Source organism: Marinobacter sp. E2 (genome assembly GCF_055755345.1).
Genome location: NZ_CM146911.1, coordinates 2428742 through 2442886, shown reverse-complemented (window position 1 = coordinate 2442886; position 14145 = coordinate 2428742). Strand labels below are relative to the sequence as shown.

The 14145-nt window shown below is 58.7% G+C and carries 16 protein-coding genes; 7 read left to right on the top strand and 9 right to left on the bottom strand.

Translation table 11 applies throughout. The features are described from left to right. Nucleotides 1-2: 2 nt before the first annotated feature. The 6 genes from AC0J1C_RS11120 to sthA all read left to right on the top strand — a co-directional run bounded on the left by AC0J1C_RS11120 (nucleotide 3) and on the right by sthA (nucleotide 5308). Nucleotides 3-668: an NADH:ubiquinone reductase (Na(+)-transporting) subunit D gene (locus AC0J1C_RS11120; protein WP_473043933.1), complete on the top strand. Its 666-nt coding sequence runs from the start codon at nucleotides 3-5 to the stop codon at nucleotides 666-668. Further along, complete coding sequence (nqrE, locus tag AC0J1C_RS11115) at nucleotides 668-1276, top strand: NADH:ubiquinone reductase (Na(+)-transporting) subunit E (protein WP_375192812.1); 609 nt, start codon at nucleotides 668-670, stop codon at nucleotides 1274-1276. Before AC0J1C_RS11120 ends, nqrE begins: the two co-directional genes overlap by 1 nt. Nucleotides 1277-1313: 37 nt before the next feature. After that, nucleotides 1314-2540, top strand: a complete 1227-nt coding sequence (gene nqrF / locus AC0J1C_RS11110) for an NADH:ubiquinone reductase (Na(+)-transporting) subunit F (RefSeq protein WP_091986264.1) — start codon at nucleotides 1314-1316, stop codon at nucleotides 2538-2540. A gap of 9 nt (nucleotides 2541-2549) precedes the next feature. After that, a complete protein-coding gene (locus AC0J1C_RS11105; RefSeq protein ID WP_473043931.1) occupies nucleotides 2550-3599 on the top strand; it encodes an FAD:protein FMN transferase in 1050 nt (349 codons plus the stop codon). Nucleotides 3600-3610: 11 nt separating this feature from the next. Beyond that, nucleotides 3611-3853: a (Na+)-NQR maturation NqrM gene (gene nqrM / locus AC0J1C_RS11100; protein WP_375192814.1), complete on the top strand. Its 243-nt coding sequence runs from the start codon at nucleotides 3611-3613 to the stop codon at nucleotides 3851-3853. A gap of 63 nt (nucleotides 3854-3916) precedes the next feature. Continuing rightward, the gene (gene sthA, locus AC0J1C_RS11095) at nucleotides 3917-5308 is read left to right on the top strand and encodes a Si-specific NAD(P)(+) transhydrogenase (protein WP_375192815.1); all 1392 of its coding nucleotides are present in this window, start codon (nucleotides 3917-3919) and stop codon (nucleotides 5306-5308) included. A 6-nt stretch (nucleotides 5309-5314) separates the two neighbouring features. Here sthA and AC0J1C_RS11090 read toward each other — a convergent pair whose 3' ends face one another. From AC0J1C_RS11090 to AC0J1C_RS11055, 8 genes are all read right to left on the bottom strand, one after another. Continuing rightward, a complete protein-coding gene (locus tag AC0J1C_RS11090) occupies nucleotides 5315-6139 on the bottom strand; it encodes a glycerophosphodiester phosphodiesterase (protein ID WP_473043927.1) in 825 nt (274 codons plus the stop codon). Further along, on the bottom strand, nucleotides 6136-7263 hold the full coding sequence (locus AC0J1C_RS11085) for a 3-deoxy-7-phosphoheptulonate synthase (protein WP_375192817.1): 1128 nt from the start codon (nucleotides 7261-7263) through the stop codon (nucleotides 6136-6138). Before AC0J1C_RS11085 ends, AC0J1C_RS11090 begins: the two co-directional genes overlap by 4 nt. 11 nt (nucleotides 7264-7274) lie before the next feature. After that, on the bottom strand, nucleotides 7275-7724 hold the full coding sequence (locus AC0J1C_RS11080) for a tellurite resistance TerB family protein (protein ID WP_375192818.1): 450 nt from the start codon (nucleotides 7722-7724) through the stop codon (nucleotides 7275-7277). 41 nt (nucleotides 7725-7765) lie between these two features. Next, nucleotides 7766-8731 carry a transaldolase gene (gene tal / locus AC0J1C_RS11075; protein ID WP_473043924.1) on the bottom strand — a complete coding sequence of 322 codons (966 nt, stop codon included), beginning with the start codon at nucleotides 8729-8731 and terminating at the stop codon, nucleotides 7766-7768. Nucleotides 8732-8858: 127 nt separating this feature from the next. Continuing rightward, nucleotides 8859-9890 carry a tRNA dihydrouridine(20/20a) synthase DusA gene (gene dusA, locus AC0J1C_RS11070; RefSeq protein ID WP_473043922.1) on the bottom strand — a complete coding sequence of 344 codons (1032 nt, stop codon included), beginning with the start codon at nucleotides 9888-9890 and terminating at the stop codon, nucleotides 8859-8861. Between the two features lie 147 nt (nucleotides 9891-10037). Further along, the gene (locus tag AC0J1C_RS11065; protein WP_473043921.1) at nucleotides 10038-11063 is read right to left on the bottom strand and encodes an NAD(P)H-dependent flavin oxidoreductase; all 1026 of its coding nucleotides are present in this window, start codon (nucleotides 11061-11063) and stop codon (nucleotides 10038-10040) included. Between the two features lie 27 nt (nucleotides 11064-11090). Then, entirely contained in the window at nucleotides 11091-11717 is a 627-nt protein-coding gene (locus tag AC0J1C_RS11060; RefSeq protein WP_473043919.1) for an HPP family protein, read from the bottom strand. Between the two features lie 97 nt (nucleotides 11718-11814). Further along, nucleotides 11815-12279, bottom strand: coding sequence for an acyl-CoA thioesterase (locus tag AC0J1C_RS11055; RefSeq protein WP_375192823.1), 465 nt, complete (start codon nucleotides 12277-12279; stop codon nucleotides 11815-11817). 202 nt (nucleotides 12280-12481) lie between these two features. On the opposite strand from AC0J1C_RS11055, the gene AC0J1C_RS11050 reads away from it, so the two are divergent. Then, complete coding sequence (locus AC0J1C_RS11050) at nucleotides 12482-13297, top strand: SDR family oxidoreductase (RefSeq protein ID WP_473043916.1); 816 nt, start codon at nucleotides 12482-12484, stop codon at nucleotides 13295-13297. Between the two features lie 60 nt (nucleotides 13298-13357). Here the strand turns inward: AC0J1C_RS11050 and AC0J1C_RS11045 are convergent, their stop codons facing one another. Next, a complete protein-coding gene (locus AC0J1C_RS11045) occupies nucleotides 13358-14101 on the bottom strand; it encodes a substrate-binding periplasmic protein (protein WP_375192825.1) in 744 nt (247 codons plus the stop codon). Between the last annotated feature and the right edge of the window lie 44 nt (nucleotides 14102-14145).

Here is a 14145-nt window from a genome sequence, read left to right as displayed (position 1 = left end):
TCATGGCAGATGCATCCGCCAAACAGGTTCTCTTCGAACCAATCTTCAGCAACAACCCGATTGCCCTGCAGATCCTGGGTATCTGTTCTGCGCTGGCGGTCACCACGAGCATGAACGTGACCCTGGTTATGTGTGCCGCGGTAATCGCAGTAACGGCGTTCTCCAACCTGGCGGTTTCGCTGGTGCGAACCCAGATTCCGGGCAGCATCCGGATCATCGTTCAGATGACCATCATTGCCTCCCTGGTTATCGTGGTGGATCAGGTGCTCAAGGCCTACGCCTATGAAATATCCAAGCAGCTCTCGGTGTTCGTGGGTCTGATCATTACCAACTGCATCGTGATGGGCCGGGCGGAAGGCTTCGCCATGAAAAACGGTCCGTGGCTCAGCTTCCTCGACGGCATCGGCAATGGTCTTGGCTATTCAGTACTGCTGATTTTCGTGGCGTTCTTCCGTGAACTGCTGGGCGCCGGCTCGCTGTTTGGCGTGTCTATCATGCCGGTCGTCAACGAGGGCGGATGGTACATTCCGAACGGCCTGTTGCTGCTTCCGCCGAGCGCGTTCTTCATTATTGGTCTGGCAATCTGGGGCCTGCGTACCTGGAAACCGGAGCAGGTTGAAGAGCCGGATTACAAGATGTCTCGTCACGTCGCCAAGGAGGCCTTCTGATGGAACACTATATCAGTCTGATTCTTAAGGCCGTATTCGTTGAAAACATGGCGCTGGCGTTCTTCCTGGGGATGTGTACCTTCCTGGCCATCTCCAAGAAGATTGAGGCGGCAACCGGTCTTGGTATTGCCGTGGTGGTTGTACTGACGGTCACCGTTCCCGTAAACAACCTGCTCTATAACAGCATTCTCCGTGAGGGAGCGCTGGCGTGGGCGGGTTTGCCGAACGTGGACCTGAGCTTTCTCGGCCTTCTGACGTACATCGGCGTTATTGCCGCGATTGTCCAGATCATGGAAATGGTACTGGACAAGTACATCCCGGCTCTTTATGCCGCATTGGGCGTGTTCCTGCCTCTGATCACCGTGAACTGCGCCATTCTGGGTGCCTCCCTGTTCATGGTTGAGCGGGATTACACCTTCGGCGAGAGTCTGGTGTACGGCTTCGGTGCCGGCCTTGGCTGGGCCCTGGCTATCATTGCGCTGGCGGGTATCCGAGAGAAGCTCAAATACAGTGACGTTCCCGAGGGCCTGCGTGGCCTGGGCATCACCTTCATTACGGTTGGTCTGATGTCCCTGGGCTTCATGTCCTTCTCCGGTATCTCACTGTAATTCACCCGGTGATTCGGTTTAACGAAAAGGCGAGACCATGAATACAGAAATCATTCTTGGCGTGGTCATGTTCACCGTTATCGTACTGGCCCTGGTCGCAGTGATTCTTGCGGCCCGGTCCAGGCTGGTAAGCACCGGTGATGTGACCATCGAGATCAACGACGATCCAGAACACACGGTCAAGACCGAAGCCGGCGGCAAGCTGCTCGGTACGCTGGCCAACAACGGTATTTTCCTGTCCTCCGCCTGCGGCGGCGGCGGCACCTGCGCTCAGTGCAAGTGCAAGGTTCTGGAAGGTGGCGGCGCCATGCTGCCCACGGAAAAGACCCACTTCACCAACCGTGAGGAAAAGGAAGGCTGGCGTCTGTCCTGCCAGGTTCCGGTGAAGCAGGACATGAAAGTGGAAGTGCCGGAGGAATTCTTCGGTGTGAAGAAGTGGGAGTGCGAGGTTATCTCCAACCACAACGTTGCCACTTTCATCAAGGAACTGGTACTGAAGCTGCCTGAAGGTGAGGAAGTCGACTTCCGCGCCGGCGGTTACGTGCAGCTGGAGTGTCCTCCCTACGAGATCGATTTCAAGGACTTCGATATCGAGGAAGAATTCCACGAGGACTGGGACAAGCACAACATCTGGCGCTACAAGGCCGTCAACAAGGAAGAGACTATCCGGGCCTACTCCATGGCGAACTACCCGGAAGAGAAGGGCGTGCTCAAGTTCAACATCCGTATTGCTACGCCGCCTCCGGGTACCGACCATCCGCCGGGCATCATGTCCAGCTATGTGTTCAATCTGAAGCCGGGTGACAAGGTGACGGTGATGGGGCCGTTCGGTGAGTTCTTCGCCAAGAAGACCGATGCCGAGATGGTGTTCATCGGTGGTGGTGCCGGTATGGCGCCGATGCGCTCTCACATCTTCGACCAGCTCAAGCGTTTGAACTCCAAGCGCAAGATCAGCTTCTGGTACGGGGCACGAAGCGTCCGCGAGATGTTCTACGTGGAAGACTTCGACATGCTCCAGGAAGAGAATGACAACTTCGAGTGGCACGTGGCCCTGTCTGACGCGCTGCCGGAAGACAACTGGGAAGGCCCGACCGGCTTTATCCATAACGTGCTTTACGAGAACTACCTCAAGGACCATCCGGCACCTGAGGACTGCGAGTTCTACATGTGTGGGCCCCCTATCATGAACGCATCCGTCATCAAGATGCTCAAGGATCTGGGTGTTGAAGATGAGAACATCATGCTGGATGACTTCGGGGGCTAAGCACGACTGATGACAGCCCGCATGATCCGACCCGCCAGGGTGACCCTGGCCAGCGCGCTTTCAGCGCTGGCCCTGGTTGTTCTGGCGGGTTGTTCGTTTCAGCCCGAGGAACAAGTCTGGGAGATCTCCGGGCCGGTATTCGGCACCACCTACCACATTAATGTCGTATTGACGGAAGATCAGGAAAGGCTCGAGACTCTGGCCAGTGGCATCGAAGCCGTTCTGGAGAACGTGGATGCGTCCATGTCTACCTGGCGCTCCGATTCCGAACTCTCCCGGTTTAACCGGATGGACGACCAGTCCGAATGGGTACCGGTGTCGAACGGCATGCTGGAAGTGCTGCAGACCGCCCAGGAGGTCTCAAGGCTGACCAGTGGCGCCTTTGATGTGACCATTGGCCCGGTGGTCAACCTCTGGGGTTTTGGGCCCGAGGCGCGGCCAGAGCAGGTGCCTTCGCCAGAGGCGCTGGATCAGGTGCTGGCTGCAACCGGTTTTGAAAAGCTGGAGCTGAGGGCGGATCCGCCGGCGGTGAGGGCGACGCCAGCCCAGTATGTTGACCTGTCCGCCATTGCCAAGGGCTACGGCGTGGACGTGGTGGCGCGGTTTCTCGAGGGAGAGGGCATCCAGGCGTACCTGGTGGAGATTGGCGGCGAAGTGCGTGTGAACGGCCGCAAGCCCGACGGTAGCGCCTGGCGGCTCGCGATAGAGCAGCCGGTGTCTGAGGGTCGGCAGGTAAACCGTGTGGTGGCGCTCGAATCCCGCGCTATGGCAACATCGGGTGATTATCGTAACTATTACGAATCGGAAGGTCGTCGCTATTCCCATACAATAGACCCTGAAACCGGTGAGCCCATAACTCATAACCTGGCCTCGGTTACGGTTCTGGCAGACGACTGCATGACCGCAGACGCCCTGGCAACAGGCTTTAACGTGATGGGATACGAGAGAGCCAACGAACTGGCGGTGCGGGAAAACATTCCCGCCTATTTTATTGTCCGGACGGAAGACGGCTTCGAGACGCATCAGACACCGGCCTTTTCGTCCTTTGTGACTCAATAGGGGAGGGCAACATGGGTACCTTTCTTCTGGTTCTGTTTATTGTGGTGCTGTTGGTGGCGGCCATGTCGATTGGCGTGATTTTCGGTCGCAAGCCGATCAGTGGCACCTGTGGCGGCATTGGTGCCCTCGGCATCAGCCAGTCCTGCGAGATCTGTGGTGGCAACACCAAAAAATGCGAAGAGGAAAACGAGCGTCTTGCCAGGAAGGGCGGTGAGGAGCTCGCTTACGATGCGACCAGGGCAGACGGGCAATAAGCCTCCCTGGTGTTGCTGACGCACAATACATACCCACGACGTAGATAAGGAGTCACTGCGCGCATGGCAGAACATCATTACGACGTCGTCGTTATCGGCGCCGGACCGTCCGGCGAAGGCGCGGCGATGAATGCGACGAAACACGGCAAACGTGTCGCGATCATCGAGGACAAGCCGACCGTTGGTGGTAACTGCACTCACTGGGGCACCATCCCCTCCAAGGCGCTGCGTCACTCCGTCAAACAGATCATTACCTTCAATACCAACCAGATGTTCCGGGATATCGGCGAGCCGCGCTGGTTTTCCTTCCCGAGGGTGCTCCAGAATGCCCAGAAGGTGATCGGCAAACAGGTAAAGCTGAGGACCCAGTTCTACGCCCGTAACCGGGTGAATCTGATCAACGGCCGCGCATCTTTTATCGACAAGAATCGCATTGAGGTCCGTGGCAGTAAGTCCTCGGAAATCCTGCACTTCAAGCAGGCGATCATTGCCACCGGCTCACGGCCTTACCTGCCGCCCGATGTGGATTTTCGCCACCACCGGATCTACAACTCCGACACCATTCTCAACCTGTCGCACACCCCTCGCACCCTCGTGATTTACGGTGCCGGGGTTATTGGTTCTGAGTACGCGTCAATCTTTGCCGGCCTGGGTGTGAAAGTGGACCTGATCAACCCGGGCAGCCGGCTGCTGACGTTCCTGGACGATGAAATCTCGGATGCGCTCAGCTATCACCTGCGTAACAACGGTGTGCTGGTGCGTCACAACGAGCAGTACGAGAGTGTGGTGGGCGATGACCATGGCGTGGTGCTTTCGCTGCAGTCGGGCAAGAAAATCCGCGCCGATGCGTTCCTATGGTGTAACGGGCGCAGCGGTAATACCGAGAAACTTGGTCTGGAAAACATTGGCCTGGTGCCCAACGGCCGTGGCCAGCTCGCGGTGGATGAGCACTACCGGACCGAGGTGGAGAATGTCTACGCCGCAGGCGACGTGATTGGCTGGCCGAGCCTGGCCAGCGCTGCCTACGACCAGGGACGCTCAGCCTCCTCGGACATCGTTCAGGACGAGTACTTCCGGTTCGTCTCTGACGTGCCAACTGGCATCTACACCATTCCTGAGATCAGCTCCGTAGGCAAGACCGAGCGCGAGCTGACCGAGGCCAAGGTACCCTACGAAGTGGGGCAGGCGTTCTTCAAGGACCTGGCGCGCGCCCAGATTACCGGTGAGGCGGTGGGCATGCTGAAGATCCTGTTCCACCGGGAAACGCGCCAGATACTGGGGATTCACTGCTTTGGCGACCAGGCTGCCGAGATCGTGCACATCGGCCAGGCCATCATGAACCAGGAAGGGGAGGCCAACTCCCTGAACTACTTCATCAATACCACGTTCAATTACCCGACCATGGCGGAAGCCTATCGGGTGGCCGCACTGAATGGGCTGAACCGGATCTTCTGATCCGTGTCAGCGGGAACTCGGGCTGAGATGGAACGATTTATCCGGCCCGATCCCTTCCTCCCCAACCGTCTCGATCGTCTCCTGAACGGGCAGATTCAACAGGGTGCGGGACCGGTTATCAAAGAATATCCGGGTGCTCGTGGGATAGTCGGTGATAATGCTGTCCACGCCCATGCCTTCAAGTTGCAACATGTCGTGAATGCGGTTCACCGTCCAGGTGGATACATGCATTCCCCGCCGATGGGCGCTCTCAACCAGCTCTTTTGAGCACAGCTTCCAGTTGATGCAGAGGTACTCGCAGTGTAGCCGGGTGGCCACATTGATGGGCTTGGGAAATTTCCGGTCGCTGACAAGTCCGATGCGGATATTCCGGTTGCGCCGGCGAATCTCGTGCAGAAACCAGGTGTCGGAGGACGTAATAGCGACCTTTTCGTACAGATCCCGCCGCTGGATGATCTCGGTCAGGCGATTGCACAGGATGTTGAGTCGCTGACGCTTGTCTTTTTTTACCTCCAGTTGCAGATGCTCCAGATCGCTGAACTGATCCAGCAGGTCCTCCAATGTGGGGATGCCGGTTGCCGTTGGCCAGGAGCTGGTGTTGCGCCGGGCATCCATGGCTGCCAGCTCCTGGGCGGTATACTGGCTGATGCTCCCCTTCTGACTGGTTGTACGGTCCACGGACAGGTCGTGGACCAGCACCGGCTTGCCATCCTTTGAAAGAACAAGGTCCAGCTCGAAATGGCGAATGCCATGCCGATAGGCGTGGCGAAATCCGGGAAGTGTATTCTCGGGCGCTTCTCCCTTGGCGCCCCGGTGTCCGTAGACGATCATTCTGCTGTGTTTTCCTTCAGCCGGTCATAAATGGCCTGGCGTTTTTTCCAGGTGTCGTGGCAGAGCCGGATGTCCTCCAGGTACGCCGGTAATTCATTCATCAACAGGGCTTGCGGGCCATCCACCAGAGCCTTTTCCGGCTTCGGGTGGAAATCCACCAGCACCATGTTGGCGCCGGCAATGACGCCCTGCGCGGTGGCGTGCATCACATCCAGGATGCCTTCGGGGGACTGTTCCCGGCTACCCACGGAATGGGATGGGTCCACGCACACGGGCATACGTGTGAGGCGCTTGACGGCGGGCACATGGGCAAAGTCGACCATGTTCCGGTGCGGCTGGCCGGCCTCGGTTTTCATGCCGCGCAGGCAGAAAATGACGTTGGCATTACCTTCGCTGGCCAGGTACTCGGCCGCGTTCAGGGATTCGTTCAGGGTAATACCGAACCCCCGCTTGAGCAGAACCGGGTAGGTGCTCTGGCGGCCGATGGCCTTCAGCAGTTCAAAGTTCTGGGTATTGCGGGTACCCACCTGCAGCATGACACCGGTTGGCCGGCCCAGTTTTTCGAGACAGTTGTCGATTTCCTCAATGTGGCTCTCGTGGGTGATCTCCATGGCGATCACCTTGATGCCGTGCTTGCCCGCCTTCTCGAACACCCAGGGCAGGCAGCCCCGGCCGTGGCCCTGAAAGGAATAGGGGTTGGTGCGCGGCTTGTAGGCGCCCATGCGCGTGCATACCTCGCCGTGATCTTCCAGAGCCTGCATCATCATTTCGACGTGCTCTGGTACATCCACGGCGCAAAGCCCCGCAAAGACATTCAGGTTGGACTGGCTGAACTCCACGCCGTTGTAGGTGAACCCGCTCTGGCGACGATCGTCCCGGTGCCGGCCAAGGATCCGGTAGTCTTCCGAGATACGGATGGCGCGCTCAACAGCGGGAAGGGCTTCGATTTCTTCCTTGTTGAGGGACTTGGTTTCCCCCAGGAGATAGATCTCGGTTAACCGCTGGCTGGCACCCTGTACCTCGTGGACCCGGATCGATACTCCCGGCAGATGCTCCAGGTAGTGCAGGGTGGTGCGGTACTCCTCGCTGTCCAGCGAAATGTTCGGATGCAGAATGGCTAGCATGATGTCTCCTTTCAGGAACCGGTGTCTTCAGCCCGGTGCCGCGCCTGCATGTACTCTCTGTGATTAAGATGCAGCAGGTCCGCCATGCGGCGAATAAGGTGTTCCTCGTATTTATCGATACGACCATCGGCAAAGGCCACGCGCCAGATACTCTCGAGCAGGGCCTGTTTGTCCTCCTGGTTGAGGTGCTCGTTGATCAGACCGGTAAACTCGTACATTGAGACGGCATCGTCCGCATGGCTAAGCGCATCGGCCAGGATTTCCTCGGCTTCCTCCCGCGACACCTGGTGCGCTTTTACCGCGCCGTCGACAATGGCCTTCAGCTCCCGTTCGTCCTCGTGCTGGTCGACCCTCGACAGCTGAACCATAAGGGCGGTGGCCGCCACGGCCAGTTGGTGGCTGTCGGGTTCCGGCTGATTGCCCTCGGGGCTGGCAAAGAGCTTTTTCAGTCGCTCGATCATGGTTTGGCTATCTGCTCCACTACGGTCGGTCGGGCCTGCTCTCAGGCGGCTTTGGCAAGTTGCCGCACCCGATGCTCCAGCTCGATCTGGTCGGCGGTGAACCGGCGAATGCCATCGGCCAGTTTTTCCGTGGCCATGGCGTCTTCATTGGACTCCCAACGAAACAGCTTTTCATCGATGGCGCCGGGACGGTCCTGACTGCTGGCAGACCCGGGCGCCAGTCGGCGCGGCAGCTCCCCGGTATCGTCCTGCAGTTCCTGCAGAAGGGCCGGGCTGATGGTGAGGCGGTCGCAGCCGGCCAGCATCTCAATCTCGCCGGTGTTCCGGAAACTGGCGCCCATGACCACGGTATCGAACCCGTTAGTCTTGTAGTAATTGTAGATCCGGCTTACCGACAATACCCCGGGATCCTCCGCGGCGGCGTAGCTGTTCCGACCACTGTTGGCCAGGTGCCAATCGAGGATACGACCCACGAAGGGTGAGATCAGGAAGGCACCCGCCTGGGCGCAGGCGGCGGCCTGGATAAACGAGAACAACAGGGTAAGGTTGCAACGAATGCCCTCTTTCTCGAGCTGCTCCGCCGCGCGAATGCCCTCCCAGGTGGAGGCGATCTTGATCAATACTCGGCTGGTGTCCACGCCCTGGCGATCGTACAGCTCCACCAGTCGGCGGGCGCGCTCCAGAGTGGCTTCGGTGTCAAAGGACAGGCGCGCGTCCACTTCGGTGGATACCACGCCCGGGATCAGGCCCAGGATCTCTTTTCCGGCCAGTACCGCCAGGGTATCCGTGGCCACAGTCAACTGCTCGGCATCGGACCCGCCCTGCCGGCGTGCCTCGGCCACGGCTTTGTCCAGCATCGGGCGGTAAGCCTCGGACGCGGCGGCTTTCAACAGCAGCGACGGATTGGTGGTGGCATCTTCCGGCCGCCACTTGGCAATGGCCTCGATATCGCCGGTGTCGGCCACGACTGTGGTCATGGCTTTCAGTTGTTCAAGTTTGCTGGTCATTCGTTCTGTCGTCCCGGTTGATCTGTTACTGGCACGCCCGACTCCCGGGCGCTGGCTATACGCCTACAATAACGGGCCGCCCTGACAGGAACAAGACAACAAAAGGTATGGCGGTGATTGACGCCGGTTACGCTTCGGCAATCTCGGCGTCAGGTTCGCGCACTTTATCGAGCGCTGTTTCGATGACTTCGAGGCCAGCGCCGGACTTGTGGGCGTTTTCGCTGATGTAGCGTCGGAACTGGCGGCCTCCGGGTTGGCCGTGGAACAGCCCGAGCAGGTGTCGGGACATATGGGTAAGGTAAACGCCCCGCTCCAGTTCACTCTGGATGAACGGCAGCATGGCCCGCAGTGCTTCGTGTCTGGTGCGCACCGGGGCGTCGGTGCCAAAGAACTCCGGGTCCACGCCGGCCAGCAGCCAGGGATTATGGTAAGCCTCACGCCCGAGCATCACCCCGTCGGTGTAACGCAGATGCTCGTGGCACTCGTCAAAGGTCTTGATGCCGCCGTTAATGATAATCTCAAGCTCCGGGTAGGTCGCCTTGAGCCGATATACCCAGTCGTACTTGAGTGGCGGAACTTCGCGATTTTCCTTCGGGCTCAGGCCCTCAAGAATGGCAATCCGGGCATGTACGATAAAGGTTCTGCAACCGGCGGCGGCCACTTTCTCCACGAACTCGCAGAGGTCGTCCCAGGATTCGCGGCCATCAATCCCAATGCGGTGCTTGACCGTTACCGGGAGGTCTGTGGCCTCGATCATCGCCCGTACCCCCTCTGCCACCTTGTCGGGGTGGCCCATCAGGCAGGCGCCAATCATGTTGTTCTGCACGCGATCGCTCGGGCAACCCACGTTCAGGTTAACCTCATCAAATCCGTAGTCCCGGGCCAGCTTTGCGCAATGGGCCAGCTCGCCGGCATCGCTGCCACCGAGCTGGAGCGCGAGCGGATACTCGGCCTCGTCGTGGCGAAGAAAGCGCGCCGTGTCGCCATGAATGAGGGCGCCGGTGGTGACCATCTCAGTGTACAGGAGCGTGTGTCGACTCAGCTGCCGGGCCAGGTAACGATAGTGGCTGGTGGTCCAGTCCATCATCGGGGCCACGCAGAAGCGGCGGGAAAGGCCGGGTTCGTTTGTTGTGGCGGAAGGTGATGATATGACTGACATTTCGGTTACCTGATCGACTGAATTGCGGGCAAATCCGGTTACTACGCGGCTGAAAGCGTCCTAGTTTAACAGGGTTGGCCGGCTGATTTCCGTAGGGCTTTGGCGAAGCCCGGGTGAGGCTTTAGTTCGCCACTGCGGTTTCATCTGTCAGGGCGCTAGCCTTTCAAGAAGCTCGGCGGCCGACCCTTCGTGGCAGCCCGATGCGTTCTGCCCGCACCAGAGTGGTGAAAAATCGCCTGAGCCCGCCGCCTCGGCTGCCGCCCGTAGTGGTGCGACTGCGCCTGTGGCGAGAGGAAATGGGGGAGCCTCTCGGGAAATCGGGCCAAGCTCCCGGACCACACGGTTTACAATGCCCCGCGCCGGGCCTCCCGAGAACACATTGGTAACAGCAGTATGCCGGGCATTCGGGCTTTTCAGTGCTTCTCTGTGCACTGGCCTGGTGGTTGCCTCGCGACACAACAGAAAGGCGGTGCCCACCTGGGCGGCGACAGCGCCGAGATCCAAAGCGGCTTTTACGCCCCGGGCATCGGCAATACCGCCGGCGGCAATTACCGGGATTTTCACCTTGGCGACGACCTGGGGCAGCAGGGCAAACGTACCCATTTGGGTGGTCATGTCTGTGGTCAGGAAGATGCCCCTGTGGCCACCAGCCTCAAGACCCTGGGCAATGATGGCGTCGACACCGTGTTGCTCGAGCCAGACGGCTTCTTCAACGGTGGTCGCTGTGGACAGAACCTTGGCGCCCGTTCTGCGGACACGCTCCAGCAGAGAGGGTTCTGGCAGGCCGAAATGGAAACTCACAACTGCTGGGCGGAATTCCTCCACAATGGCGGCCGATTCAAGGTTGAAGGGCATTCGCCCTGGCCCCGAACTGATGGAATCAGAATTGATACCGAATTCCTGATAGAAAGGTTCCAGGGCGCGGCGCCAATTCTGTTCACGTGTTTCATTCTCGACTGGGGGCGTGTGGGCGAAGAAATTGAGGTTGAACGGGCGTCCGGTGGCTGCCTTTAATGTCTTGAGTTCAGCGCGCAGAGCATCCGGGCCCAGCATGGCACAAGGGAGAGAGCCCAAACCGCCTGCGTTTGAGACCGCAGCGGCGAGCCTGTAGTCCTGAACTCCGGCCATAGGCGCCTGGATTATCGGCAGTTCTGTTCCGAAAAAATTGCTCATGATCTCTCCCTCAAGTTGACCCTGGCATCAAATCTTCGCGGCAGCCACATGGTCGTTGCCGGCGCTGCGGGTCGACCAGATCGGATACGGTATGCCGGCAAGCCGATTCATTATAAAGGCGTGAACAAGAAGCAAACCAACGCCGGCCATCAGTATGGGCAGTTGGGCCGGGTCTGGCATCAGCCCCAGGGACACAATCAGTGCCGTCGCGCCGGCAGGCGGGTGAGCCACGCGAAGCAGCACCATCAGGCACCCCGTCAGTCCCAATGAAAGTGATGCGGCGCCCACTCGCGCCAGATCGACGCCGGTGACAAAGGCCGAAGGGTGGTGCTGCAGGCCAAACAGGTAAAGGCTCAGTAGCCCCGCCAACGCCCCGATTAGGTGGCCGCACAGTGTGTTTCTTGGTGACGCCGGCTGGGCAAGAGGAACATAGAACAGGATAAAGGCCGTAGCGCCCAGGGACGGAAAGATAAAGGCTTCCTGTGTGATCAGCGCGACGAAGGAGACCAGCGCTATGCTGAGGCTACCGTTGATCAGATTGAATGCAGCCATCACCGTGGTTCGGCTGTAGCGGCTTGCCAATCGCTCAAGATGTAAGGTCCGGATCAGCCCCCGGACCAGTTGCCAGCGCAGTTGCTCGTTCCGTAATCCCATAACCGATTGTGCCCTGATTTGGTGCAGAGAAAGGCGGGCGATCCTAATCAATGAGTAAAATCAAGGCAAACCGGTATTTTCGATAACCCTAAACGATTCAGGGCGGTCCGTCCTCGCCAGCGTGGCTGATCAGCACGCCGGGCGCGCCCTCTTCGAGCCGGGCCCGGATATGATCCGGAACGGGCAGCTTGGACATGCTCGAAGGCCGGATCATCACGTCGGTGATAGAGGAATCCGCGATGAACTGGCCGTCACTGTACCGGTAGAACTCCAGGTGCAGGGTGAACGAGGTGTTCCCGATCCTCCCGGTTCGTATCCGGGCTTCCAGAACATCATCAAACCGGGCAGGTGCTTTCCAGTTCACCGTAAAGCTCACCACCTGGAAGTCCAGGTCCTGATCCAGCAGGCGCTGGTAATCCCCGAACAGTACCCGAATGTATTCGTTCACGGCGATGTCCACAAAGTCGCCATAGCGTGCGTTGAAGACAACGCCCTGGGCGTCGCATTCGCCGTAGCGCACGCGGAAGCGGAATCTGAAGACGTCATTTTGCGGATGGCTCATGGCAAATATCTCTAACCGGTATCGGAACATTCTGAGAGTAACACGAGTGTGGCGTTGCCATGGTCAGGCGATTGAGAGAAGTCTATGAGGCGTTGGTGACAGCTATTGACCGTCGGATAGCGGGTGCTGGTCACGGCAGACAAAGGCTGGAATGCGGAAAGTGAGTAATATTTCAGGATAATCCAGAAACCGAGGTATCCACGTGTCACGTCCTGAACCAAGCTCAAGCCAGGCCTCTAGAAACAATGCACGAATCTATATCACCGGCGGTGCCAGCGGCATCGGCTTTCAGCTGGCAAAGCTTTATGTGCGCGCTGGCTGCGCCGTTACACTGTTTGATATCCAGTCCACAGAAGCTGCCGTTACCGAGCTTTCCGCCCTCTCCGGTGCGATCCCGGTGCGTGCCTTCGTACTCGATGTCAGTGACGCGGCGTCGGTTCGGGAAGTGTTTGATCAGGCCGCAGCGGAAGCTGCGCCGGATGTGGTCATCCACTGTGCGGGTATCTGCATGGCCGCGCCATTTGATGAGATCGGCGATGATGCTTACACCAGGCTGATCAACATCAATCTGCTGGGCTCCCGCCATGTGGCGGCTGCGGTGCTGCCTCACATGAACGCGGGCTCCCATCTTGTCTTCGTGGCGTCCATGGCGGGGCTGGTGGGGTGTTACGGATACTCGGCCTACTGTGCTTCCAAATACGGAGTGGTAGGGCTGGCGGAAGTACTGCGTATCGAACTGGCGGCGAAAGGTATTGATGTGTCTGTGGTCTGTCCGCCGGAAGTGGAGACGCCGCTTGTGGTCGAGGAGCGGAAAAGCCGGCCGCGACAGACGGAGGCGCTGAAGCTTATGGCGGGAACGTTGCCGCTGGAGTATGCCGTAGCACAGATTCGACGGGGCATTGACCGGCGCAGATTCCTGATCATTCCCGGTAAGCGGGCGCGGGGGTTGTGGTTCACCAACAAGCTTCTGCCCGGATGCCTCACCCGCTGGCTGGCCGATTTTCTGGTCAAGCGCTGAAGTCGCGGACAGGGACCCTGACAAAGTAACCGGGCACTTGGGGTGCCGATAGGGTGGCGGTCAATCCGGGCCGGACTGTGGTTGCCGAAACGATGCCAGAATGTTCTGCCTTATTCCCGAGTGCTCCAATTCTTTCAGGGTTTGCGCCAGTTCTTCGGCGAGGCCCTGGTGACGCTTGTGGAGATAATGATGGAGCGTGAACTTTGCAACTGCATCAGGCAGGATGTTGAGCTTTTGCCATTTGCGCTCGGCAAGCGGCGTGATGCCTTCAATATCTGCAACGAAAGCCAGGTCAACGCGGCCCGACTCGAGCAGATGGAAAAGCTGATCGTAAGTTTCTGCGAGCATAACGTTCAGGCTCAGAGCCTCGGCCGCCTGTTCAGCGATCAGTACACCTCTACGAACGGCAACTGTCCAGTGATCGGCGTCTTGGTTCGCTGGCAGTATTGACAGTCGGTGATCCCGCGCCACAGCACGCAGCTTGCCTCTTAAAAGTGGAAATTCCACCCTGATCAAATCAGGATACTGGGCAGCCACAGAGCCGATTCGGAACAGATCGCCGTCCAGTTGACCTTTATTGGCCATGAACAACGCTCTTCTGGAAGGCGTTGTCACGGCGTCCATGCGAATACCAAGCGTTTCATAGGCTTCATTGAGTATCCGTATCGCCGCAGATGTGCTTGGGACGTTGTCGATAACAGCAATGCGCACGGAGTCAGGGCGGCGGTGATCAGAGGGCCTTGCAAGCGTTGGTAGAGTGAGGAGTACCACGAATCCGACAATGATTAGAGCTTTCGGGCTCATTGTTGTTATAACTCCCCGCACCAAAGGCCATGAAGAGTGACATG

What these genes read in the sequence shown, in the direction of transcription:
- AC0J1C_RS11065 (WP_473043921.1), bottom strand. Translation starts at nt 11,063, where the DNA reads ATGAGCAATTTTTTCGGAACAGAACTGCCGATAATCCAGGCGCCTATG.
- AC0J1C_RS11085 (WP_375192817.1), bottom strand. Translation starts at nt 7,263, where the DNA reads ATGCTAGCCATTCTGCATCCGAACATTTCGCTGGACAGCGAGGAGTAC.
- AC0J1C_RS11090 (WP_473043927.1), bottom strand. Translation starts at nt 6,139, where the DNA reads ATGATCGTCTACGGACACCGGGGCGCCAAGGGAGAAGCGCCCGAGAAT.
- nqrE (WP_375192812.1), top strand. Translation starts at nt 668, where the DNA reads ATGGAACACTATATCAGTCTGATTCTTAAGGCCGTATTCGTTGAAAAC.
- AC0J1C_RS11080 (WP_375192818.1), bottom strand. Translation starts at nt 7,724, where the DNA reads ATGATCGAGCGACTGAAAAAGCTCTTTGCCAGCCCCGAGGGCAATCAG.
- AC0J1C_RS11045 (WP_375192825.1), bottom strand. Translation starts at nt 14,101, where the DNA reads ATGAGCCCGAAAGCTCTAATCATTGTCGGATTCGTGGTACTCCTCACT.
- AC0J1C_RS11055 (WP_375192823.1), bottom strand. Translation starts at nt 12,279, where the DNA reads ATGAGCCATCCGCAAAATGACGTCTTCAGATTCCGCTTCCGCGTGCGC.
- AC0J1C_RS11105 (WP_473043931.1), top strand. Translation starts at nt 2,550, where the DNA reads ATGACAGCCCGCATGATCCGACCCGCCAGGGTGACCCTGGCCAGCGCG.
- tal (WP_473043924.1), bottom strand. Translation starts at nt 8,731, where the DNA reads ATGACCAGCAAACTTGAACAACTGAAAGCCATGACCACAGTCGTGGCC.
- sthA (WP_375192815.1), top strand. Translation starts at nt 3,917, where the DNA reads ATGGCAGAACATCATTACGACGTCGTCGTTATCGGCGCCGGACCGTCC.
- AC0J1C_RS11060 (WP_473043919.1), bottom strand. Translation starts at nt 11,717, where the DNA reads ATGGGATTACGGAACGAGCAACTGCGCTGGCAACTGGTCCGGGGGCTG.
- nqrM (WP_375192814.1), top strand. Translation starts at nt 3,611, where the DNA reads ATGGGTACCTTTCTTCTGGTTCTGTTTATTGTGGTGCTGTTGGTGGCG.
- AC0J1C_RS11120 (WP_473043933.1), top strand. Translation starts at nt 3, where the DNA reads ATGGCAGATGCATCCGCCAAACAGGTTCTCTTCGAACCAATCTTCAGC.
- nqrF (WP_091986264.1), top strand. Translation starts at nt 1,314, where the DNA reads ATGAATACAGAAATCATTCTTGGCGTGGTCATGTTCACCGTTATCGTA.
- dusA (WP_473043922.1), bottom strand. Translation starts at nt 9,890, where the DNA reads ATGTCAGTCATATCATCACCTTCCGCCACAACAAACGAACCCGGCCTT.